Source organism: Arthrobacter sp. 01T428 (genome assembly GCF_056398685.1).
The window spans coordinates 107,360-130,282 of sequence record NZ_JBFTPW010000007.1 but is presented as its reverse complement, the minus strand read 5'-3'; the positions used below and the strand labels follow the sequence as shown (position 1 = coordinate 130,282).

The window sequence follows — 22,923 nt, the reverse complement described above, 5'->3', positions numbered from 1 at the left end:
CTTGTGGCCCTTTCATACTGTGAGGCCGCCATCAGCCGTGAAGGCAGCGCCGGTGACATACGACGAATCATCGCAGGCAAGGAAAGCAACGAGGTTAGCGATCTCCTCATAGCGCCCCTCCCTCTTAAAGGGAACAATTTCCCGCACCCTGGCCCGCCGCTTTTCCATCATTTCGTCGGAGGAAATGACCTTGCGGTCTGCCATGAAATTTTCCAGAATTCCTGGGCAAACTGCGTTGGCCCTGATGTTGGCATCGGCGAAGTCTCGGGCCGTCACTTTGGTCAGCTGGAGCAACGCTGCCTTGGAGACGCTGTACGCGGCTTCGTTGGTGGAGGCCTTGAACGCGGCGATGGAGGCTGTGTTGACGATGACGCCGCCTCCGGCTTCGATCATCGACGGGATGACGCGTGAAGTCATCATGAACGCTGAGCGGACATTGACTTTCATGGTCAGATCCCAAACGTCCAGCGGGGTGTTCACGACGTTGCCAGTTGGATTGATTCCGGCGTTATTGAACAGCACATCGATGCTCCCGAACGCCTCCAGGCCGGTCGCCACCACCCGGTTCACGACCTCTTCTTCCGAGACGTCGCCGGCCACAGTCACGACCTCCGTCCCGAACCCGGCACGGCACTTGGCCGCCAGAGTCTCGACTTTGTCCTGGTCCAGATCGGTCAGGACCAGTGAGGCGCCTTCAGCTGCAAAGCGTCGGGTGCAGGCCTCCCCCAAACCGCCGGCAGCTCCAGTGATGAGGACTACCTTTGATTGAAAACGCATGGGAGCCTTCCGGTTTGATGTGCACCATTTGCCTGGCGTATAAGGGGTGCTGGCTTGAAGATCTGTTGCCCGACGGCCGTGGAAGGCCGCCGGCGAGCATGAGTGAGGGACCAGGTCACGGAATCCGCAGCTTTCGCTCGACCCATGAACTGAAGATAGTCATGATGAAAACGACCACCACGTACATGAGTCCGACAAGGGTGTAGTACTCGAAGTATTGGAAGGTCTTGGCAGCTGTGTGGCTTGCCCTGTACATGATGTCGGCAACGCCGATAACACCGATGATCGACGAATCCTTGAGGATGATCGTCCACTGACTGACCAACGAAGGGATGGCCACCCGGATGCCTTGCGGCAGGATGATGTCGGTGTAGGTGCGGGTGGCCGACATGCCCAAAACGGCCGCCGCTTCCCGCTGGCCGCTTCCAACGCTGGACAAGGCCGAGCGCAGGATCTCTGCGATATAGGCGCTGTTGAGAATGGTAAGACCGATAATTCCAGCCACGATGGGTGGGATCGGAATGCCGGTGACGGCAGGGAGTGCGAAGTAGATAAAGAGGATGTAAACAAAAGCCGAGAGCGACCGGAAGATCTGCGTCAATGCAAATGCGGTCTTTTCCAGCCACTTGAGGCCGCTCAGACGCATCAGGGTCAGGATGAGCCCACCGATGCAGGCAAGGCCGAAGGATGCGAAGGTCACCGCGAGTGTCACGTAGATGCCCTCGGAGATCGCACCGGTGGAACCCAGAACAGGACCCCACGTGGCCCAAAGCTTTTCGAACCAGTCGCTCATTTGATCCGTAGCCCCCTTTCGGCGAGGTTGAAGGCAAAGGACGCCGCGAAGGCCATCAGGATCAGGATTATTGCCAATCCTGCGTAGGCCTCGAACGGCAGGAACAGGCTTGTCGACATGTCCTGGGCTACGAAAACGGCTTCAGCGACTCCGATGACGGCAGCGTAGGTGGCCCCTTTGAGTTGCATGACGAAGACGTTCCCCAGCTGGGGTAAGGCAATCCGGATTGCTTGGGGAAACAGCACGGAACTGTAAGCCTGCCAGCGTGTCATTCCGAAGGATTTGGCCGCCAACGCCTGTCCCTTGTCGAGGGCAAGGAATGAGGATCGAAAGACCTCGGCCGTGACTCCGGACGTTGCAATGCCTAGCGCGACGATCACGGCAGCCACCGGCGGGATGTTGAAGCCGATGACCTGCGATACGCCGAAATAGACCCAGAGAAGGAGAACGTACAACGGGGCCCCGCGCACGAACTGGACGAGGATGTAGGAAATCGTTCTGAAAAAACCGTTTCCGCGGGACATCGAGGCTAAGCAGAGGCCGACGACGACTGTTAGCACAAAGCTTGCAAGGGCAATGTAAATGTCCACTGCTGCCCCGGCAAGGAAGAGGTCATACCGGCTGAGGACTTCGCCCCAATTCATATCAGGCATTATTTCCTAAGTGGATGTGGGGAGGCTATCCCGGTTAGACCTCAATGAGGGCGCCGCCGGGTCCGACGGTGACGACCGGGAGCTTGAATTCGGTCCGGAGCGCATCTCCGACCCATTTGTTCCACAGTGTCGCGATCGTGCCACGGCCAGCGTGGTGGCGAAGCCAGTTTGAAACCCAGACCTGGGACTTGAAGTCGCCCTGGGGCAGAAGGAAGGTGTTGACGTCTACGTACAGCGGATCGCCGGGCAACACCGTCAGGCCCGGGTTGTTGCGGAGCCCGTTCATGACATTGAAGATCGATGCCAACGTGATGTCCGCACGGCCCGAAGCAACCTCTGCGATAGCCACAGTTGCATCGGCCAAAGCAACGAACGTTGCCTTGGGGTATCGTTGGGCGCCGATAATGGCCTGCGAGGATCCCTGGATCACAGCGATCTTCACGGCTGGATCGTTCAGTTGGGCGTCCTTTTCAAGAGTGCTGCCAGGCTTACGAAGAGCGTAGATGGCTGCATAGTTCGCCGGGATATCCGCGAACATGCCCTCGTTTGCCCGAGTCGGCAGGTTCGTCACCGGTTCGAGCATTTCGACTTTGCCCGACACCAGCGCAGGGACCAGCTGAGCGAAGGGCATCTCGGTGAAGTTGATCTTAATGTCCTTGTCCAGGTCTGCCATCATCATCTTGACCATTTCAACGCTGAACCCGTCCGGCTCCCCTGCGGAGTTGCGGAACTGCATCAAGGGGGTGGAGAACTCCCAGCCCAGGTTGGCTTCCTTTGTACGACGCCACTTGTCCACCAAAGGTTCTTTGTCCGGCGCGCCGGCACCCCCAGAGCTCGCACCGCCGTCGGCGCCCGGAATGAGGCGGGTCAGGCCAAATACGGCAGCACCAGCGGCTGCGCCGGCAATGAGCCCGCGGCGTCCGGGGTGCTCAGTGGCCTTGGTTGCCGGGGCTTCCTGCGTGTCGTTCTCGGTCTTGTCGCTGATGGCCATCTCAAGTCCTTCCTTGTGGGGACGCGGCTCATTCGATCCACGTTGCTGTGATGTAAATCATGCTATCTCATATCGTATAGGAAAACCTACAGGTTTTTGATCGTATTTGAAGTTTCGCCAAACTTGTCTGGGCAGGGTTTGATCGGGGCTTTGACTAGGCCGGTTGTGCCGGCAATTCCCGGGTCATGAATACCCGTGCATGCGCGTCAGGCTGGCGAGTACCGTTCCTCGCTCTGGCAGGCAGTAGTGTTATCTCATCTGCCGTTGCCGTCGTACCACTCGACTTTCCTGGGGAAATCTATGAATGAGAACGCTCTGCATGGATTTGGGGCTCGGCACTGATCGTCATCGCTTTGACGGCTTGCGGAGGCAGCGGCACGTCGAGCGACGCCGTGTCCAAGCCTGCCAGCAAGACAGCCACGCCGACGCCGACTGCGGCGAAAAGGAATTGACACAATGACTGAAATTGCTTGGACCGAGGGAACTTGGACGACCGAACCTGCGAACGTGGAGTTTGCCGAAGACGGCATGCTGGTGACCGCCGTCGAGAAGAGTGACGCCTGGCGCGTCACTTCGTACGGATTCATTCACGACACCGAACACGCCCTCCTCGCCCCTTTCGGGCAGGACACTGCCATGGAGGTGTCTTTCCATCTCGATTTCTCGGCCCAGTTCGACCAGGCCGGGATTTTCATCCGTGTCGATGACACGACATGGATCAAGACGGGCATCGAGTGGAGCGACGGCGAGGAAAGCCTCGGAGCGGTGGTGACGCGTGGTGTATCTGATTGGTCTTTGTCCCCGGTTCCCGGCTGGGGTGGCCGGTACGTCACTGTCCGGGCTAGTAGGTCCGGCAACGCCCTGACCGTCCGGGCCCGAGTTGATGACGACCCATGGCAGCTGGTAAGGGTAGCGCCTCTTGACCCGGAAGCTGTCGTCACCGCAGGGCCCTACTGCTGCGCCCCTTCGCGCCCTAACCTCACCGTGCTCTTCACGTCCTGGCGAACGACAGCCCCGGACGACAGCTTGCACCCCGACGCTTAGGTGCCCATCGAAGGCCGCGCTCCCCCGCCTGCCCTAACTGTCCTGCAGTCTCCCAGCACGGATATCCTCCTCATCCGTGCAAGAAGTCTTGACGGGGTGGGCGAGCCTCGTCTTCGAGATAGAGCCGCACGACCGGACCCGCCGCCGTCGACGATTGGGGCGGCAACGTCACATCAAGCGACTCAGCGGAACGCTGCCAAGCAACGTCGTCGGCAGAACCGAGGACTCGAACCTCCCGGATTCCTCGGGTAAGGAGCCCGGCGCCGCTTCCAAACGATCGGATTCTGGCTTTTCCATCCTGCGGATGTGCAAGCAATGTCGCATAAACGTAGTCGCCGGTGATATCGTTCCGAGTCGTGAAACGAACATCGGCGCCGGTGTAATCAGGCGAGGAAGTGTCGACGAACGAGCCGGCCATGACCACCGTTGGACCTTCCCCGGGAATGATCCACGGTCGACTGCCGTAGATCGCTTCCCCGTTTCGGGTCAGCCACTCCCCGATCGCTTTGAGGAGCTGTCGTTCCCTTTCCGGGATGGTGCCGTCGGGCTTCGGTCCGACGTTCAGGAGGAGAACGCCGTTTTTTGAGACGGTGTCAACCAGTTCGGCAATTAGCTCGTCGGCGCCTTTGTACACGTGTCCTTCGACCCAGCTCCACGATGTTCGCGACACCGACGTGTCATTCTGCCAAACGTCGTCGCGAATGCCGCCCATCGTCCCGCGTTCGATGTCGTAGACAGCGCTCCCGGGCGCGAATGAATTCCACTTGAAGTTGATGACGACCTCACGGCCCCACTCGGCGGCGCGGTTGTAGTAGTACGCAGCGAAGGGACGCAGATACGACTCGAACGCAGCCGACTCGATCCACCAATCGAAGTAGAAGATCTGCGGCCGGTATTTGTCGACGATCTCGACACACCTCAGAAGCCAGTCCTCGAGAAAGCGCTCATTCGGCGCGATCTCCTCACGCTGGGCCGGTCCATAGAAGTCCGCGTAAGCGGGATCGCGAACGTCGGAGTCGAACCGGGCACCTCCGTTCATGAAGAACCAATGTTCTGCGCGATGACTCGACGCGCCGAGAACCATCCAGGCACGATCCACTGCGTCGCCGAGCTGCCGGAACACGTCCTGGCGCGGCCCCATCTGCGTCACGCTCCAGCGCGAACGATCGGTGTCGTACAGGGCGAAGCCGTCGTGGTGCTCGGCCACCGGCACCACGAACTGCGCCCCGGCCTCTTTGAACAGCGCGGCCCAGTCGTCGGGCTGGAACTTGTCCATGGTGAAACTTGGGATGAAGTCCTTGTACCCGAATGTGCGCTGCGCTCCGTATGTGGCGATGTGATGCTCGAATGACTTCGTACCCTGCAGGTACATGGAGCGGGAGTACCACTCGTCCTCAAACGCAGGGACGGAGAACACTCCCCAATGGAGGAAGATCCCAAACTTGCCGTCGTGATACCACAGCGGTGCCCGGTACCTCTGTAGCGACTCCCAGGTCGAGTCGTAGGGCCCGGCATCGATGACCTGCTTAACGCCCGCCAACGCTGCGGTGTTATCAGAAACATCGACCGGAACGGGGAGGTCGTCAGGGTTGATCAAGGGCAACGTCATTGTGGATCCTTCTCGCGAGCGTCATTGAAATCGAGGTCGTTGGGCCAGACCAACCCGAATGGTCGTTGACAGCCTGGGCGTTCTGCAGGACAGTGTACCCCAGTCCTTGGAGCGTTCCAAGGATCTCACTGTTCAAAGGAGAATGGACATCCCATGCTGAAAAGTCCGAAACGTCCCCGAGCCATGCTTTCCCTCCTCGCCGCCGTACTCCTCACGGTGGCGGCACAAAGCAACGCCGGGGTGGCAAACGCTGCAGGATCAGACCACTTCGTTGATTGCTCGGCCAGCACGAATGGCCTGGGGACTCAGGCGAGTCCGTGGAATTCGCTGGCACCGGTGAACTCCCTGCAGTTCGGCCCTGGCGAACGAGTCCTGTTCAAGGCGGGAATGACCTGCGTGGGTCAGCTGACACCGTCCGGGTCGGGAGCGGCAGGCAGTCCCGCCGTCATCACAAGCTATGGATCTGGTGCCAAGCCGATCATCGATGGCAACGGCGTGGTGGGTGCAGTGATCAAGCTCCTCAACGTCCAGCAGTGGCAACTCTCGGGTCTCGAGGTCCGCAACGCCGCGGCGTCCCCCGCGTTCAGGAGCGGAGTGCTGGTCGAGAACTCGTCGGGGACGACGCTCTCGGGCATCTCCGTCACCGACATGACCGTTCGCAACATCTCCGGATGGTCAGGCGGCTGGTACTCGTCGAACGCGGGAATCGGCATCCAGACCGACCAGACCGCGTCCGTCTCCACCTGGAACGACATCACCATCGCCAACAACACCTTCGACCACGTCGACCGCATCGCCATCGCTGTCACACCAGACGGCAACGCTCGTGGCACGGGCCAGACGACGAACATTCGCATCCTGAACAACAACATCCGGTACTCCGGCGGCGACGATATCCTGGTCGTCAACGGCGCTGCAGCGCTGATTGACGGGAATGATGCGGCATACGGAGGGGTCAAAGCGACGACCGGCTGCCCGCCCTCCGGGAACATCTGCAATACGGCCGCAGCTTCAATCTGGGTGGCCGGCAGCAGCGACACGACGATCCAGAACAACACAGTGGCGTGCACGATCAACCAGCAGGACGGCATGGCGTTCGACGTCGATTGGGGCAACCACAATACGACGATCCAGTACAACTACTCGCGCAATAACTCCGGTGGTTTTCTCTTGATGATGCAGCAGATCGGGAGCGAACCCCCAAGCGACGGAACGGTCGTCCGCTACAACGTGAGCGAAGACGATACGAACACGGCCGGTTGCCCGATTACCAGCAACTTCAACCGAGCCCACAACGTGTTTGACTTTCCCGGGGCCATCCCCAACCAGAGCGGCTCAGCCGCGCCCCTTCCGGACATCTACAACAACACCATCTATATCTCATCCGGACGGGCGACATCGGTGATCGGAACGCGAACCGGCAATACGCAGTCAGGTTCCTACAAGTTCCGAAACAACCTGGTGCTGAACTTCGGATCCAAGGGCTACCTGCAGACGACGGGTTCCGTCTTCGCCAACAACCTGCTGTATGGGCCGCGCAATAACAATGAGCCGACGACGGGGACCATCTATCTGTCGCCACAGTTGGTCGGTCCGCTGCAATCCGCGACGCAGGCCTCGGGCGGCGCGGCGGCCTATCAGCCGCGCGAGTCCTCGCCCGCCTTGGGCGCTGGCGTCCCCATCGCCTCGAACGGCGGTCGGGATTTCGCCGGCAATCCGATTGCGGCCGTACCCAGTATCGGTGCCTATGAGAGAGCCAGCACGAATCTTGTTCCAAATGGCAGCTTTGATTCGGGAGCCCTCACATCCTGGACGCTGAGTGGGTCAGGATCGTCAGTGACGACAAGTACGTGGTCGAATGGCACCTCTGCCCTGCAGACCGGCAATGCGAACAGCGGAGCCGAAAACACTGTCAGCGGGCTCACTCCCTCGACCACGTACCTCCTCTTGGCATGGGTCAAGGTGGGTGTCGTCGGCGAGCAGCTCGCGATAGGAGTCAAGAACTACGGCGGAACGGAGACCTTCAGCAAATCGACCGACACGGCCTGGGCACTCAATACGGTGGCGTTCACGACCGGATCCACCAACACGACCGCGACGATCTACTGCTACAAGAACGCCGGGACCGGCCCGGGCTTCTGTGACGACTTCAGCATCATCAAGCTCACCAACCCGGGAAGCCTGGTGTCTAACGGAGGGTTCGAGACCGGCTCTCCATCACCCTGGACACCGTCGTCGTCAGTCCCCGGCACCCTCACCGCTGGTGCCGCCCACAGCGGGTCGTTCGGGCTCGCGACGGGACCGGCGAACAGCGGGGTTCAGCAAACGATCAGCGGCCTCCGGCCAGGCACGACGTACGTTCTCACTGGGTGGCTGCATGCGGTGTCGGGCGAGGAGATTGCTCTGGGCGTCAAGTCATTCGGCGCTGCCGAGTCATTCCACGCGGTGGCCGGGGCGACATACGCTCCCTCGGCAGTGGTGTTCACCACGGGCACTGCCAGCACGCAAGCAACCGTCTATTGCTACAAGAACGCGGGATCGGCGGCCGGGGCATGCGATGACCTCGCGCTGAAAGAGCTGGGCTAGTCACCAACTCAATCTGTCGCTGTGTCGGCAAATCGCCGACACAGCCACATCGCGCTACTGTCTTTCGTACGCTACTGTCTTTGGTACGCTCCAAATCGGCCGCCGGCCGATGGATCTTCAGGCGCGGCGAGTTAATGATCGAAGGACGGGAATGGGCCGGCAAGTAACACTGGAAGACGTCGCCGCCGAGGCGCACGTCTCGAAGAGCAGCGTTTCGAACGTGATCCGAAACCATCCGAATGTTAGGGAATCGATGCGCCAGCGCGTCAACGCGGCCATCGAAAAACTCGGCTACCGCCCCCAGGCCATTGGCCAGAATCTCGTCTCAGGGCGGACGGGTCTCGTGAGTCTTGCGATCCCCAATTTTGCGCAGCCCTACTTCGCCGAGTTGGCGCGGGCCGCGGTTGCAGCAGCCGACGATGCCGGGATGCGCCTGATCGTTCAGCAGACCGATAATCTCCTGGAGCGTGAACGAGAAGCTGCGGACTCGTGGAATCTGGGCTCCGCGGATGGTCTCATCTTCAGCCCATCGGTGATCGAGGACGAAGAGATCGAACTGAGGCGTGGTCGGGCACCGCTCGTGCTGTTGGGTGAGCGATCGAAGTTGTCGTCCGTTGATCGCGTCGGCATTGACTCGGTGGCGATCTCGCACACTGCCACCAAGCACCTGTTGGATCAGGGCCGGTCGCGACTGGTGATGATCGGGGACAAGACGTTCGGTGACCCATTCGTGGTGTCGGAGCGTGAAGCCGGTTTTCACCTGGCGCTGGAGGAGGCCGGTCTGCGCGAAGCCGGGCCCGTCACGGCCGTTCGGGATTGGACTCGCGAAGACGGAGCCCGCTCCATCGAAGAGCTCGTCGACGCCGGCGTCGAGTTTGACGGGGTTTTCTGCGCGAACGACCTGCTCGCACTGGGCGCGATGTCGGCGCTTCGCCGACGCGGCCTGAAGGTCCCGGAGGACGTCGCGGTGATCGGAATCGACGACATCGAAGACGGCCGGTTTGCTTCACCGACGCTTTCCACGATGTTCATCGACAAAGAGTGGATGGCGCGTGAGGCGATCCGGCTGCTGGCCAAGCAACTCACCGACCCGGACTCGGTCCCCGAACAACTCAGCGTTCCGTTCCACCTCGTCGCGCGCGAATCAACCGCTTAGCCCGCTGACCCGGGGAAACCACATCAGTTGTCGCCGGCACCTGCGCAGCGACTGCCCCCTGCCCTGCCCAGCAGAACCGCAGAGCCTCCATCACCGGCTCCCCGAAGGGCGGACGCTGCGGCGCCCGCGGGTGGACGGCCCTCAGCCTCCGGTGCTATCCGCACCGCCTTCCGTCCATGGTCCCGGTGCAGCCGGTCCTCGCACACAAACTCCTCCGGAACCTGCTTCTCGCTGCCAGATTGAAGCGGGCGTAGCGGGTCGATATCGCCTTCGTGACGTCACTGCGTTCGCTTTTTGAAGGCTCCGCGGTGGAGCGTGCCAAAGCGGCGCGCGCCAGACGGCGCCCGCCGCTACGGGACATTCACAGAGGATTCCTCGAACACCGCTCCCGGGCATCTCTGAAGAGTCGAAAGCGCTGACTTGACAAATCCATGGTCCGAGATCATTCTGTAGATGCGCCCATTTGGAGCGTTACAAATTCTCAATGGAGAGGACACCATGAATCACAGCACCCGACCTGTTCGCAGGGATGTTGCTCCTTCAGACAGCACTAGAGGCCGTCGCGGACGCCTGGTCGTGGGAGCTGTTCTCGCCCTGTCCGCGCTCCTGATGACGGGTTGCTCGTCGACTGGCGCAAGCGGAACCGGCGACAAGACTGTCTTGAAGGTGTATGGCTGGAAAGGCGGCGACGCCGAGCCGGCGAACGTGAAAGAAATCAACGCCGCCTTCGAGAAGGCGAATCCTGATATTTCGCTCAAGTACGAATTCATCCCGTCAGCTGCATATCCCCAGCGTGTGCAGTCCGAACTTCTCGCCGGAAACACCGCCGACGTCATCATGACCGACTCGGCCAAGGTTCAGGACTGGGGATCCTCGGGATACCTCGAGGATCTGTCGTCGCAGCCCTGGGTGGGCGGGGTGCGCAAGGAGATCAAGCCGTTCGTTGAGAACGAGGGTAAGACCTATGCGATGCCGATGGAGGTTATTGGCATTTCGCTGTTCGCCAACAACGCCCTGCTGCAGAAGGCAGGAATCACGTCGACGCCCGCGACGTGGCCCGAGTTCGAGGCGGCCCTTCAGAAGGCGAAGGACGCCGGCATCACTCCAATTTCTTTGCCCAACAAGGGCGGGTGGACGGGAGACGCGGCGATCAACGCCATTGCTGCCACGCTCGTGTACAAAGACAACCCGACGTTCGACGCGGACTTCGTGCAAGGAAAGGCGTCTTTCTCTACATGGAAGTCGTCGCTGCAGCAACTGATGGATCTGCAGTCGAAGGGGTTTGTTGACTTCAAGAGCGAGCTCGGCGTTGATGAGTGGAGCACTGGGATCTCTGACTTCCAGGCGGGCAAGAGCGCATTCTATCTGCAGGGCGCGTGGAACCAATCAGCGTTCACGAAGGCCGGACTGGATGACTCATTCATCCCGTGGCCGGCGACCAGCAAGGCCGATTCGAACGCGAACCTGTTTGTCGGGACGATGTTCAGCGTCAATGCCAAGTCGAAGGCCAAATCGGCGGCAGAGAAGTACGTCGAGTTCTGGTCTGAGAGCAAGAACGCCTCGCCTTACCTGGACGCCGAGAACGCAGTGTCGCCGTTCACCAACGGCGAGAACCCCTCCGGAGCCGCGACAAAGGCCTTCGTTGCGGCGGTGAACGAGGGAAGGTACCGCATCCTTCCTTCCAACACGTGGGCGGATGCCGCGGGCGAGAAAACATTGCAGGAGCAGATCCAGGCCCTCTGGCTTGGTCAGCAGAGCATCGATCAGACGGTCAAGAACCTCGACGAGAAGCTCAAGCCCAAGAAGTAGGCAACGGCGGCAGGGGACGGGTGGCATCCAGCTCGACCCCTGCCGTTCAGTTCAATTAAAGGAAGTTCGATGATCCACCGCAGACCGCTCGTAGCCATCGCATTCATGGCCCCCGCCCTGGCGTTGTACTTCGCCATTATTGTATACCCGCTGGTGCAGGGGCTCGTGTTGAGCGTCACGAACAGCAAGATTGGCAATGCAGGCGACTTCGTCGGAGCGGCGAACTACGCCGCCATGGCAAAGGACGGCGACGTCATACGAGCACTGGGCGTCACGGTGGCGTATGCGGTCGTGGTGGTCATCGCACAGAATGCGATCGGTCTGGTCCTGGCCAGGGCTCTGTTCATGCGCCCGCGCGTCCGCCAACTGGGCAGCACAATCATTCTCGTTCCCACTCTCATGTCGGCCGTGATGGCCGCGTTCGTCTGGAACTCGCTTCTGGCACCAGACGGAGCTGTCAACTCCCTCCTTAAATCGCTGGGTTTGAACACGCTCACACATGTGTGGCTCGGCGATCCGTCAACGGCACTCTGGGCGATCGCCCTGGTCAACATTTGGATGTTTTCGGGCTATTCAGCTGCCATCTTTTTAGCCGGGTACATGAACCTCCCGGCCGAACTCCTCGACGCATCGAGCGTGGATGGAGCGACAGGCTGGCGCAGATTTGTCTCGGTCGAGTGGCCGCTTCTCGCCCCGGCCACAACCGTAAGCGTCACCCTTTCCCTTCTGGGGTCGCTCAAAGTTTTCGAACTCCCCTTCGTGATGACGAACGGCGGGCCAGCCGGTTCAACCACGACCCTGACCATGCTGATCTTCCAAAAGATCTTCGGAGGACAGGGAAGTTTCGCCTATGGCACGACCATTGCCGTCCTCCTTCTGGTTGTCGTCGTGCTCTTTGCCGGAGCCACCCAATCCCTTCTTCGACGTCGCGAGGAGCGAATCTAACATGGAGAACACAACCATCACCGCAACCCGCACGGCCCCGACAGCATTCCGAGGGGAACGTCGAGCGGAACGTCGAGCCGGGGCACGACGTCGGCGCGGACCCCTATCGCTGGTCGGCGACGTGATCCTGGCCATCGCCGTCATCCTGATCTTCGCCCCGTTCGCCTACACAGTCGTGACATCCTTGCGCCCTCCTTCCGACGTGATCAACGATCCGCTGGGCTGGCCGACGAGCCTGACGATCGATAACATCACGAACGCCTATTCGAAGATGAACTACACCCAAGGGGTGCTCAGTTCGACCGTTGTCTTGGCGGGCACGTTGATCTTGACCATCATCGTCGGAGCGCTTGCCGCGTACCCGCTTGCACGTATCACCCGTTCGTGGACGACGTGGGTGTATCGCCTCTTCCTTGCGGGCTCGACGGTCCCGATCTTTGTACTAATCGCACCGCTGTACCTCTTGCTTCGAGACGTTGGCCTTCTGAACAGCTACGCGGGAATCATTCTCGCCTACACCGCCATCAACCTTCCGGTCGCGATCTTCTTCTACACGTCGTTCTTCCGACAGATTCCGATCGAGCTGGAGGAAGCGGCCGCGATCGATGGATCGGGACCGGTGCGCACGTTCTTCGTTGTGCTGTTCCCTCTCCTCCGACCCGTCACTGCGACCCTTGCCACGTTCCTGACTCTCAGTGTCTGGAATGACCTGCTCATTCCGCTGGTCTTCGTGCAGGATCCATCGTTGAAAACGGTGATGGTGAATGCCTACTCCCTTGTTGGCAGCTACACCCTGGACCCGAGTTTGCTCTTCCCCGCCGCGTTGCTCGGCGTCGCGCCCCTACTCATCGTGTTTGCCTTCTTGCAACGGCAAATCGTAAGCGGACTCACGATGGGTGCCGTGAAGTCCTGACAATGGCGAACAACAACTCACAACAGGCAACCGCTCTCCAAACAACGAACCCACGCCACGCCACGATCGAACGGTCCGAATTGCGCATCCGAGACCCGTACATCGTGGAGTACGAGGACCGCTACCTGCTCTTCGGGACGACGGATCCGAGCCCCTGGCACGGGCCGGGGGCCGGGTTCGACCGTTACGAGAGCGATGACCTCGAGCAGTGGAGTGGACCCTTCCCTGCCTTTCGTCCGGGTCCTGGATTCTGGGGCGAGACCCAATTTTGGGCGCCAGAAGTGCATTACTACAACGGCACATGGTGGATGTTTGCGACCTTCGCCGACCGCGCGGGCCGCCGCGGCACCCAGGTGCTGGCAGCAGCAGCCCCAGATGGGCTGTTCCAACCCTGGAGTGACGGACCTGTCACACCGAGTGGATGGATGTGTCTTGATGGCACCCTGTACCAGGACCGCTCCGGTGCGCCATGGCTGGTCTTCTGTCATGAATGGCTTCAGGCAGGGGATGGCGCAATTTATGCGCAGCGTCTCAGTGACGACTTGCGAACCTCGAGAGGGGATCCGATTCTCCTGTTCACTGCCTCCGAGGCGCCCTGGACACGACCCTTTCGCAATGAGGAAACGGGTTACGACGACCTCGCGTTCATCACTGATGGTCCCTTCGTGATCCACGATGACGCGGGGCTTGCACTCCTCTGGTCCAGCGGCGGCGAAGGAGGCTATTCAGTCGGAGTGGCCCGCAGCTCCACCGGACTCATCACCGGACCATGGGCGCACGAACCGCAACCCCTCGTTGGATCTGATGGCGGACACGCAATGCTGCTCACAACACGAAATAGCCGCTTTCTGGTGTTTCACCAGCCCAACGAACTTACCTTCGAAAGGCTTACCATCCAACGCGTGGCCGAAACCAACGGGATCTACCGGGTCCCAGCTCCAAATGACGACTATTCCAACTAAACAAAACAATCGCCTCAGTGGCTTAGCCGGGCGACCTTTCCTTAGTGTCCATTTGACCTGATCGGGAGAACTTGTGAATCAGAGAATTCCACTTGGCTTCGTAGGACCTCGTGATGCGGAACTACTTGAGGGTCCCGCGCTGTCCAGAGCACAGGTGAATCGCGAATATTTGATGAGTCTCACCGCTGAGAACTTACTTCGCCCCTATCGCATGGAGGCGGGGTTGTGGCGATACTCCGGCTCCGTAGGGACAACTGTCGGAGAAACTGCAGCCGACGGCCCCGAAAACTGGCACTGGGGATGGGAATCGCCCACGAGTGACCTTCGCGGACATATCCTCGGTCACTGGTTGTCGGCCGCAGCCTACCTGTCAACACACGACGAGGAAGTACGAGCGCGAGCCAACCACATTGTCAAAGAGCTGGTCAGATGCCAGGAGGCGAATGGCGGTCAGTGGGTGGCTGGGATTCCGCGCGGATATATGGACCGGGTTGTGCAGGGTCAGGAGGTGTGGGCACCCCAATATACGGTTCACAAGATCCTCATGGGGCTGTGGGACATGTACGCGACCGGAGGCAGCGCCGCAGCGCTGAAGCTGCTCACGAACTTCGCTGATTGGTTCGTGCAGTGGACGGATCATTTGAGCCGCGGGCAGCTTGACGATGTTCTGGATGTGGAGACCGGGGGGATGCTGGAGATTTGGGCGAATCTCTACGGCGAAACGGGCGAGAATAAATACTCAGTGTTGATGAGTCGCTACGACCGCCCACGCTTCTTCGATCGTCTGCTCAACGGTGAGGACGTGTTGACCAACAGGCACGCCAATACGCAAATCCCTGAAATACTGGGCGCTGCCCGAGCGTGGGAGGTTACGGGAGACCGGCGCTGGCGTGACATCGTCGAAGCGTTTTGGTTTCAGGCCGTTACTTCCCGTGGCACTTACTGTACGGGTGGGTCTACATCGGGAGAGGTCTGGCAACCTTCGAAGATTGTACTTTTGCGTTTACACCGCGTGCAGGAGCATTGCACTGTTTACAACATGATGCGTTTGGCGCAAGTCTTGTATAGCTGGACGGGCGAAAAGAGCTATGCGGACTACTTTGAACGCAACCTGGTTAACGGAATTTTTGCGCAGCAAAATCAGAAGACAGGCATGGTGACGTACTTTCTTTCCCTCGCGCCTGGCAGTGAGAAACAATGGGGCTCGCGCACCAACGACTTCTGGTGCTGCCACGGCACCCTCCTGCAAGCGCACTCTCACCACGCGACGGCTGCCGTGCAGCGAGACGAGGATGGTCTCCGCATCAGCCAATACATACCCTCGGACACACATTGGGACGATGTTGCCGACACAAGCGTCGCTATTCGGATTCAGCAGGATCCTCTCGACGGTGTGGTGTTCGGACAAACTGAAACCCTGCGCGGTCTAAACGCTATCCAACGTCTGGAGCCGGATCTGCCGACCGAACGCCCCGACCGAATGGTCTTCGATATCGAGGTGCGTCCAGACCAAACGACGCGATTCACGTTGCGACTACGAATACCAGATTGGGTCCGTGCCCCACTTCGCGTGTATTGCAACGAGAATGAGCTTGCTTACGTCGAGGAAGAAGGGTGGGTTCTCGTCGATCGCGAGTGGTCGGCGGGAGATCTCCTACGCGTCGAATTTCCGACCCGGGTTCGGGCCATCCCTGCTCCCGAGAACCCTGGCGTACTGTCCTTCGAAGACGGACCCTATGTTCTCGCTGGATTGACCTCACGGCGCGTGCCAGTCGAACGCGCACATGGCGGGGACGCCACCACTATTCTCGCGCCGGATGAGACCAGGACGCATCACTGGTGGAATGCAGGCACGTACCGCACCATCCGCACCCCTGACATACAATTCGTACCCCTTTCCGACGTAACTGAAGGCGACTACACGGTCTACTTTCCCGTGGAGTCCGGCGATGACAGAAGTACAAGGAGCTTCAATGAGTGAAAGCACCCCGATCCGGGTCACAGTTTGGAACGAAAACCGGCATGAGCAGGAACACGAGCAGGTGGCAAAACTCTACCCCCGGGGCATTCATGGCGCAGTGAAGGAGGGTATCGAGGAGAACCTGGGTGCCGCCGTCGACGTCCGCACCGCCACCCTGGACGAGCCGGAGCACGGCCTTACCGAAGAGGTCCTGGGCAACACGGACGTCCTGACCTGGTGGGGGCACATGGCCCACGGCGACGTCGATGAGGAGATCGTGGAGCGGGTGCACCGCCATGTGCTCTCGGGAATGGGGCTGATCGTGCTCCACTCAGGCCACTGGTCCAAGATCTTCACCAAGCTCATGGGCACCACGTGCACCCTGCGCTGGCGGAGCGAGCAGGACCGCGAGCTGGTGTGGACCGTGGACCCCACCCACCCCATCGCCAAGGGCGTTCCGCACCCCATCATCATTGATGGGCAGGAAATGTACGGCGAATTCTTCGACATCCCTGCGCCCGAGGAACTGGTCTTCATCAGTTCGTTCAGCGGCGGCGAAGTCTTCCGCTCCGGCTGCACCTTCCGACGCGGCCACGGCAAGATCTTCTACTTCAGCCCCGGCGATCAGGACTTCCCGGTGTATCACCACAAAGACATCCGCCGGGTCATCTCCAACGCCGTCCAGTGGGCATTCACCGACCGGCCACGCCGGGAACTTCCGGAACTGCTGCAATATGACACCGATGAGTTCTACAAGGGCGCCGACTACAAGGGCGCCACCGCGATCTACGAGGAAACCACGGCATGAGCCGCCCGTTCGCGACAATTGAGGACGACCGGGGTCCGCTAAAAGTGCTGCTGGTCGGCGCCGGAGCCATGGGCCACACCTGGCTGGGGGCGGTGGAGGCCTCCCCGCTCGTGGAGCTCAGCGGCATCGTTGACCTTAACCTGGACGCCGCGCGTGCCAGCGCCGCCTCGATCGGCAAACCTGACCTTCCGGTGGGGAGGGGAACAGCGCAACTGGCGTCCGACGTCGGCGCCCAGGCGGTCATCAACGTCACGGTTCCGGCCGCCCACCATCCCGTATCCACCGAGGCGCTCTTCGCCGGGCTTCCCGTGCTGGGCGAAAAGCCGGTTGCGTCCACCGTGGCTCAGGGCCTGAGCCTGGTCGCTGCCGCCGAGCTCACCGGCCAGCTGTTCATGGTCAGCCAGTCCCGCCGCTACAACCGCGACCTGTTCGCCGGCAAGGCTCTCGCCGGCGGGCTCGGCCGGCTGGGCACGCTGTCCGCCGATTTCTTCAAGGCACCGCATTTCGGCGGATACCGCGACCAGATGGAGCACCCGCTACTGCTGGACATGGCCATCCACCAGTTCGACATGGCGCGCTTCCTCCTGGACGCGGACCCCGTCTCCGTATTCTGCGAGGAATACAACCCTGCTTGGAGCTGGTATCGAGGGGACGCGGCAGCCGTAGCGTCCTTCGAAATGTCCGGCGGCGAGCGGTTCGTGTTCAACGGAAGCTGGTGCAGCCCCGGGCAGGAAACCTCCTGGAACGCAGCCTGGCGGCTCGGCGGCGAAAACGGGACTGTCGTGTGGGACGGTGATAATCCCCCGACCGTGACCCCATCCTCCCCCGCAGACGCCGCTGCTGACATTGCTGTAGAGGATACTGTTCAGGTGCATGCCCCCGTTCACCCGGGCCCGAGAGTGGTGGAGGAGCCGGGCCCGGACGTCCACGGATCCTTGCACGAGTTCGTTTCAGCGCTCCGAACAGGAACTCCGCCCATGGGTCAGGTTCACGCGAACATCCTCAGCCTGGCCATGGTGGAAGCAGCCATCGAAAGCGCAGCCACCGGCTGGCGGGTGCAGATCGACGCACTACTGGAACGTTCCTATGAAGAGGCTGTCCGGGACGAGAAGCGGCAGGACGTGGCCGCCGTCCTCCACTCCTGGTCCATCGATGGTGCCTTCTCCGCCGCAGCCGCCCTCGGACCTGCTCCTGGTACGGAAATGCCAAGCCAGATCCAGCCAGCCCCTCCAGAAAACAACAGAATCGGACGCGATGCCACTTTTTGACCTCCCGTTGGCCCAGCTCCGCAGCTATACCTCCGATGTGACGATGCCGGAAGACCTTCGCGAATTCTGGGATGCCACGATCGGGGATGCCAGAGCCTACCCCCTGAACGCCCGGTTTGAGCCCGTCGAGAACTACCTTTCTGTGATCGATACCTTTGACGTGACCTTCGCAGGGTACGGTGGGGAACCCATCAAGGGATGGCTGCACCTCCCTGCCATCAGGGACTCAGGTTCCAGGCTGCCTGTGGTGGTCCACTACGTCGGCTACTCCGGTGGGCGGGGACTGGCGAACCAGGAAACAGGGTGGGCGCAGGCGGGGTACGCGCATTTCATCATGGACACCCGTGGCCAGGGTTACGGTTTTGCTGTGGGTGAGACTGCTGATCCCCATCCGTCGGCTGGCGGCGTGGGTTATGCCGGCTTCATGACCCGGGGCGTCGGCAGCCGCGAAGACTACTACTACCGGCGGGTGTACACGGATGCCTTCCGGGCAGTGGAGGCAGCACAATCCCACCCTGAGGTGGATGCGGCACGAGTCGTCCTCGCCGGCGGAAGTCAGGGCGGCGGCATTGTGGTAGCTGTCTCCGGGCTGGTGGCCGGTCGGCTCGACGGCGTCGTGGCAGCTTTGCCCGACGTCCCGTTCCTGCAGGATTTTCCGCGCGCTATCGACATCGCCCCGCGTGGCCCGTACCCGGAAATCGCCGCCTTCCTTGCCCGTCATCGGGACCGGTATGAGCAAGTACTTGACGTCCTGCGCTATTTCGACGGCGTCAACCTCGGACGATGGGCTACGGCGCCTGCGCTCTACTCGGCAGCGCAAAGTGACGACATCTGCCCGCCCTCTACTGTCTTCGCCAGCTTCAACGCGTACGGCTCGGGCACTTCTGACGCGTCCCGTCCCGGCCCAACGAAGGAGATGGAGGTGTACAGGTTCAACAACCATGAAGGAGGGCAGGAACACCACTGGATAAAGCAGGTTCTGTTTCTCCGCCAGCTCCTAGTCTAACTCCCGGTTCAAATCGGCCGAAAAGACAAACCTGCTACTAGTGGGTTTGTGCATTTTCGACGGCAATCCTCATCAAGAACCTCGCCGCGTGCTGTCAATGCAAGATCAGAACAAGGTGTTCGGCAAGGGTAACCCGGTCTCTGTGTCCCGTGGGTACTTCGACGTTGCCCTCATGTCGGCAACCTTGGCGATCATCGGCTACCGCTGCATCCATAAGTTCTCCCACATCGTAGCGGTCCTCAGCGCCGTCGTGTTCGTGATCCTGCTTGTCCGCATTATCACCGACTCGAACCTGGGCGCGGTCGTCGAAACGAACGTCTTCGATGGTGCCGCATTCGTCCTCGGGGTTTCCCTGTCGGCCGAGTTCCAAGGCGAGTCTGAGAAATCAACGCCCCTGACGGTCCCCTCTTCCTTAGCTTGACGACAGGGCACTTATCGGCAGACTGGCCGCTTCCGCACGCTCGGCCGTCAAGCGCGTGATCCGGCAAACCTCCACAGCCCCTGCCAACGACTAAGAGCCCGCGCCGCCCCCCTTGCATTCGTAGTGCCGCATCGACTAAACGGATAAATCCGGCCTGAATGCCCTCGGTCGGCTCAGCGACGGAACCGCGCACGCAATGAAATTCAAGACCGGCGTCATGTCGTCATTGCACCGCATGCGATGAGCAGAATGTGGGCCGAAGGAGGACTAGGCAAATGGCTGCGAACAGCTACGAAAAAGCGGATTTAAGTGTGGACAATGTACAGACCCGCTTTGGCCTGACAAAGCCGTCCCCAGCTAAGGCTCTCCGCTCCGGCAATGAGCCAGAACTGAAGAACTTTGACGCAGGCTCTCGAAGTCATGTCGTGCTCAGTACCCCTACCCATGAAGAGGTGTAGGCCAACCACGACCTACCGAACGAACCAAGAGAGGAACATATAACCCCAGCTCACAGCACGCGGAGGGCCAACCAGCCACGACCCTGAACCCGCTCCCCCACAACAAAACAGGCGAACCGCGGCGCCAGGCACACCCCGCGGTCAATGTCAGAGGGAACTGACCACCTAATTTGTACACACGTTAAAGCAAATACCCCCTCTGACGAGGGGGTATGCCGTGCCCGAGGTGGGACTCGAACCCACACACCTTTCGATACCGCATTTTGAGTGCGGCGCGTCTGCCAATTCCGCCACTCGGGCGCGGAAACACCGAAACAAGACTAACCGACGTCGGGCTCTTCACAGAACTCAACGCTCCCTGTTGCAGTGCGCGAAACTACTCTACATGCAGATAGGCTAAATTCCAGAACCGGCTCGGCCGAGCGATAAATCATACGCAGGGACCGGGTGCAACTAAGATGGTTGAGAACCCGCCGTACGTCTTGAAGGAGATCCCGTGTCAGAACAGACGGAGTCCAAGCCCGCATCCCAGCCGGCACGCCGAGTAGTTGTCGCAGAAGATGAAACCCTCATCCGCCTGGACATCATCGAGATCTTGAAGGGTGAGGGCTACGACGTTGTCGGTGAAGCCGACAACGGTGAGAAGGCCGTCCAGCTGGCCGAAGAACTGAAGCCGGATCTGGTCCTCATGGACGTCAAGATGCCTGTCATGGACGGCATTTCTGCCGCGGAGAAGATCGTCAAGGCGAGGATTGCCCCCGTCGTCCTGCTGACAGCGTTCAGCCAGAAGGAACTCGTGGAGCGCGCCCGCGACGCGGGGGCCATGGCCTACGTCGTGAAGCCTTTCACTCCGGCCGATCTGATCCCGGCCATCGAAATCGCACTGTCCCGCCATGAGGAGATCAGGGCCCTCGAAAGCGAGGTAACCGACCTTCAGGAGCAATTCGCCACGCGCAAGCTTGTGGAGCGCGCCAAGAGCCTCCTGACCACGAAGATGGGCCTCACGGAGCCGGAAGCATTCCGGTGGATCCAGAAGACCTCCATGGACCGTCGCCTCAGCATGCGCGAGGTCGCCGAGACCATCATCAACCAGGTCAACTAGCACTCCCCGCGAAGGGCGCCGCTTCCACGGGAAGCGGCGCCCTTCGTCGTCTCCGGACGCGAACCACCCCGCCCCAAAACAAGACAGAGGAGGCCCCGCCACACGGCGGAGCCTCCTCAACAGCGCTAAAAGATCAGGCCTTGGACTTGGACTTCTTCTTTTCAGGCCACGGTCCGACCTTTTCCTTGCGGGCTGCGGCCTCTTCCACACGGGACGTGTCTGCGAGGTCGCCCACTTTGTGGACCTTGAGCGAGTTCGTGGAACCGGCCTGTCCGGGAGGGGAACCGGCCGCGATGACCACGAGGTCGCCGTTCTCCACGATCTTCATCTCGAGGAGGCTGCGGTCCACCTGGGCCGTCATGGCGTCAGTGTGGCCCACCATGGGGACGAGGACGGGCTGGATGCCCCAGGTGAGCGCCAGCTGGTTCCAGACGTGCTCCACGGGGGTGAAAGCGAACACCGGCTTGACGGGACGCAGGCGGGACAGACGGCGCGCCGAGTCGCCGGACTGGGTGAACGTACAGATGTACTTTGCGTCCAGCTGGTCGGCGATTTCGACGGCGGCACGCGTGATGGCGCCACCGCGGGTCTTGGGCTTGGTCCCCAGCGGAGGAACGCGCTCAAGACCGTGTTCTTCCGTGGACTCGATGATCCGGGCCATGACCTTGACCGTCTCGATCGGGTACTTGCCCACGCTGGTCTCGCCGGAAAGCATGACTGCGTCGGCGCCGTCGAGCACTGCGTTGGCGCAGTCCGAAGCCTCGGCACGGGTCGGACGCGGGTTGTCGATCATGGATTCGAGGACCTGGGTGGCCACGATGACCGGCTTGGCCCAGCGGCGGGCCAGTTCGATGGCGCGCTTCTGGACGATCGGCACTTCCTCGAGCGGGAGTTCCACGCCGAGGTCGCCACGGGCAACCATGATGGCGTCGAACGCGTCAATGATCTCGTGGAGCTGCTCCACTGCCTGCGGCTTCTCGATCTTGGCGATCACCGGCACGCGGCGGCCTTCTTCGTCCATGATTTCGTGCACGCGCTTGATGTCGGACGCATCGCGGACGAAGGACAGTGCCACCATGTCGACACCGCGCTTCATGGCCCAGCGGAGATCGTCTTCGTCTTTTTCGCTCAGTGCGGGGACGTTGACGGCAACGCCGGGAAGGTTGATGCCCTTGTTGTTGGAGACCCAGCCACCGACGGTCACCGTGGCGACCACCTTGACGTCGTCAACCTCGATGGCGCGCAGGGCAACCTTGCCGTCATCGATCAGGAGTGCATCGCCGACGTTGACGTCTTCGGTCAGGCTCTTGAGCGTGGTGGAGCAGATTTCCTTGGTACCCGGGACGTCCTCGGTGGTGATGGTGAAAGTGTCACCGACGGCGAGTTCGTGGGGGCCGTCGACAAACCGACCCAGGCGGATTTTCGGGCCCTGCAAGTCGGCCATGATGGCAACGGGCTTGTGGAGCTGGGCGGAAGCCTTGCGGACGTTCTCGTACGTGTTGTCGTGTACCGAGTAGTCTCCGTGGCTCATGTTCATGCGGGCGACGTCGACGCCGGCTTCCAGCACCGCGAGGGTGTTGTCAAAGCTGGAAATTGCCGGTCCGAACGTTGCCACGATTTTTGCGCGTCTCATATACCTACCCTAGTAGTGTGCTGCGGTTG

General features: G+C 60.8%; 20 protein-coding genes and 1 tRNA gene. 14 read left to right on the top strand and 7 right to left on the bottom strand.

What is annotated here, in order from left to right:
* Positions 1-12: 12 nt before the first annotated feature.
* The 4 genes from AC1DJB_RS10435 to AC1DJB_RS10420 all read right to left on the bottom strand — a co-directional run bounded on the left by AC1DJB_RS10435 (position 13) and on the right by AC1DJB_RS10420 (position 3,214).
* The gene (locus AC1DJB_RS10435) at positions 13-777 is read right to left on the bottom strand and encodes an SDR family NAD(P)-dependent oxidoreductase (protein WP_476910209.1); all 765 of its coding nucleotides are present in this window, start codon (positions 775-777) and stop codon (positions 13-15) included.
* A 115-nt stretch (positions 778-892) separates the two neighbouring features.
* Positions 893-1,570 (bottom strand): amino acid ABC transporter permease, encoded by a 678-nt coding sequence (locus AC1DJB_RS10430; RefSeq protein ID WP_441437357.1) that lies wholly within the window; start codon positions 1,568-1,570, stop codon positions 893-895.
* Entirely contained in the window at positions 1,567-2,223 is a 657-nt protein-coding gene (locus tag AC1DJB_RS10425; protein WP_441437358.1) for an amino acid ABC transporter permease, read from the bottom strand. The genes AC1DJB_RS10430 and AC1DJB_RS10425 overlap by 4 nt, the downstream gene beginning before the upstream one ends.
* 34 nt (positions 2,224-2,257) lie before the next feature.
* A complete protein-coding gene (locus AC1DJB_RS10420) occupies positions 2,258-3,214 on the bottom strand; it encodes a transporter substrate-binding domain-containing protein (protein WP_476910208.1) in 957 nt (318 codons plus the stop codon).
* A 456-nt stretch (positions 3,215-3,670) separates the two neighbouring features.
* Here AC1DJB_RS10420 and AC1DJB_RS10415 point away from each other — a divergent pair, with 456 nt between their 5' ends.
* The gene (locus AC1DJB_RS10415) at positions 3,671-4,258 is read left to right on the top strand and encodes a DUF1349 domain-containing protein (RefSeq protein ID WP_476910207.1); all 588 of its coding nucleotides are present in this window, start codon (positions 3,671-3,673) and stop codon (positions 4,256-4,258) included.
* A 70-nt stretch (positions 4,259-4,328) separates the two neighbouring features.
* Here the strand turns inward: AC1DJB_RS10415 and AC1DJB_RS10410 are convergent, their stop codons facing one another.
* Positions 4,329-5,867 carry an alpha-L-fucosidase gene (locus AC1DJB_RS10410; protein ID WP_476910206.1) on the bottom strand — a complete coding sequence of 513 codons (1,539 nt, stop codon included), beginning with the start codon at positions 5,865-5,867 and terminating at the stop codon, positions 4,329-4,331.
* A 153-nt stretch (positions 5,868-6,020) separates the two neighbouring features.
* Here AC1DJB_RS10410 and AC1DJB_RS10405 point away from each other — a divergent pair, with 153 nt between their 5' ends.
* From AC1DJB_RS10405 to AC1DJB_RS10350, 12 genes are all read left to right on the top strand, one after another.
* A complete protein-coding gene (locus tag AC1DJB_RS10405; RefSeq protein WP_476910205.1) occupies positions 6,021-8,453 on the top strand; it encodes a carbohydrate binding domain-containing protein in 2,433 nt (810 codons plus the stop codon).
* Between the two features lie 151 nt (positions 8,454-8,604).
* The gene (locus AC1DJB_RS10400; protein ID WP_476910204.1) at positions 8,605-9,609 is read left to right on the top strand and encodes a LacI family DNA-binding transcriptional regulator; all 1,005 of its coding nucleotides are present in this window, start codon (positions 8,605-8,607) and stop codon (positions 9,607-9,609) included.
* A 576-nt stretch (positions 9,610-10,185) separates the two neighbouring features.
* Positions 10,186-11,418 carry an ABC transporter substrate-binding protein gene (locus tag AC1DJB_RS10395; RefSeq protein ID WP_476910203.1) on the top strand — a complete coding sequence of 411 codons (1,233 nt, stop codon included), beginning with the start codon at positions 10,186-10,188 and terminating at the stop codon, positions 11,416-11,418.
* Between the two features lie 69 nt (positions 11,419-11,487).
* Positions 11,488-12,363, top strand: coding sequence for a carbohydrate ABC transporter permease (locus AC1DJB_RS10390; protein ID WP_476910202.1), 876 nt, complete (start codon positions 11,488-11,490; stop codon positions 12,361-12,363).
* Position 12,364: 1 nt separating this feature from the next.
* Positions 12,365-13,276, top strand: coding sequence for a carbohydrate ABC transporter permease (locus AC1DJB_RS10385; protein WP_476910201.1), 912 nt, complete (start codon positions 12,365-12,367; stop codon positions 13,274-13,276).
* A 2-nt stretch (positions 13,277-13,278) separates the two neighbouring features.
* On the top strand, positions 13,279-14,238 hold the full coding sequence (locus AC1DJB_RS10380; protein ID WP_476910200.1) for a glycoside hydrolase family 43 protein: 960 nt from the start codon (positions 13,279-13,281) through the stop codon (positions 14,236-14,238).
* Between the two features lie 73 nt (positions 14,239-14,311).
* Positions 14,312-16,219, top strand: coding sequence for a beta-L-arabinofuranosidase domain-containing protein (locus AC1DJB_RS10375; protein ID WP_476910199.1), 1,908 nt, complete (start codon positions 14,312-14,314; stop codon positions 16,217-16,219).
* Positions 16,212-17,006, top strand: coding sequence for a ThuA domain-containing protein (locus AC1DJB_RS10370; protein ID WP_476910198.1), 795 nt, complete (start codon positions 16,212-16,214; stop codon positions 17,004-17,006). Before AC1DJB_RS10375 ends, AC1DJB_RS10370 begins: the two co-directional genes overlap by 8 nt.
* Positions 17,003-18,274: a Gfo/Idh/MocA family protein gene (locus tag AC1DJB_RS10365; protein WP_476910197.1), complete on the top strand. Its 1,272-nt coding sequence runs from the start codon at positions 17,003-17,005 to the stop codon at positions 18,272-18,274. The genes AC1DJB_RS10370 and AC1DJB_RS10365 overlap by 4 nt, the downstream gene beginning before the upstream one ends.
* A complete protein-coding gene (locus AC1DJB_RS10360) occupies positions 18,261-19,280 on the top strand; it encodes an acetylxylan esterase (protein WP_476910196.1) in 1,020 nt (339 codons plus the stop codon). Before AC1DJB_RS10365 ends, AC1DJB_RS10360 begins: the two co-directional genes overlap by 14 nt.
* An 88-nt stretch (positions 19,281-19,368) precedes the next feature.
* Positions 19,369-19,701, top strand: coding sequence for a hypothetical protein (locus AC1DJB_RS10355; protein ID WP_476910195.1), 333 nt, complete (start codon positions 19,369-19,371; stop codon positions 19,699-19,701).
* A 275-nt stretch (positions 19,702-19,976) separates the two neighbouring features.
* Positions 19,977-20,159 carry a hypothetical protein gene (locus AC1DJB_RS10350; protein WP_476910194.1) on the top strand — a complete coding sequence of 61 codons (183 nt, stop codon included), beginning with the start codon at positions 19,977-19,979 and terminating at the stop codon, positions 20,157-20,159.
* A 218-nt stretch (positions 20,160-20,377) separates the two neighbouring features.
* On the opposite strand, the gene AC1DJB_RS10345 is transcribed toward AC1DJB_RS10350, so the two are convergent.
* Positions 20,378-20,459 (bottom strand) — tRNA-Leu (locus AC1DJB_RS10345).
* A gap of 196 nt (positions 20,460-20,655) precedes the next feature.
* Here AC1DJB_RS10345 and AC1DJB_RS10340 point away from each other — a divergent pair.
* Complete coding sequence (locus AC1DJB_RS10340; protein ID WP_059389079.1) at positions 20,656-21,261, top strand: ANTAR domain-containing response regulator; 606 nt, start codon at positions 20,656-20,658, stop codon at positions 21,259-21,261.
* Positions 21,262-21,394: 133 nt separating this feature from the next.
* Here the strand turns inward: AC1DJB_RS10340 and pyk are convergent, their stop codons facing one another.
* Positions 21,395-22,894 (bottom strand): pyruvate kinase, encoded by a 1,500-nt coding sequence (pyk, locus tag AC1DJB_RS10335; RefSeq protein ID WP_059389080.1) that lies wholly within the window; start codon positions 22,892-22,894, stop codon positions 21,395-21,397.
* Positions 22,895-22,923: the final 29 nt, after the last annotated feature.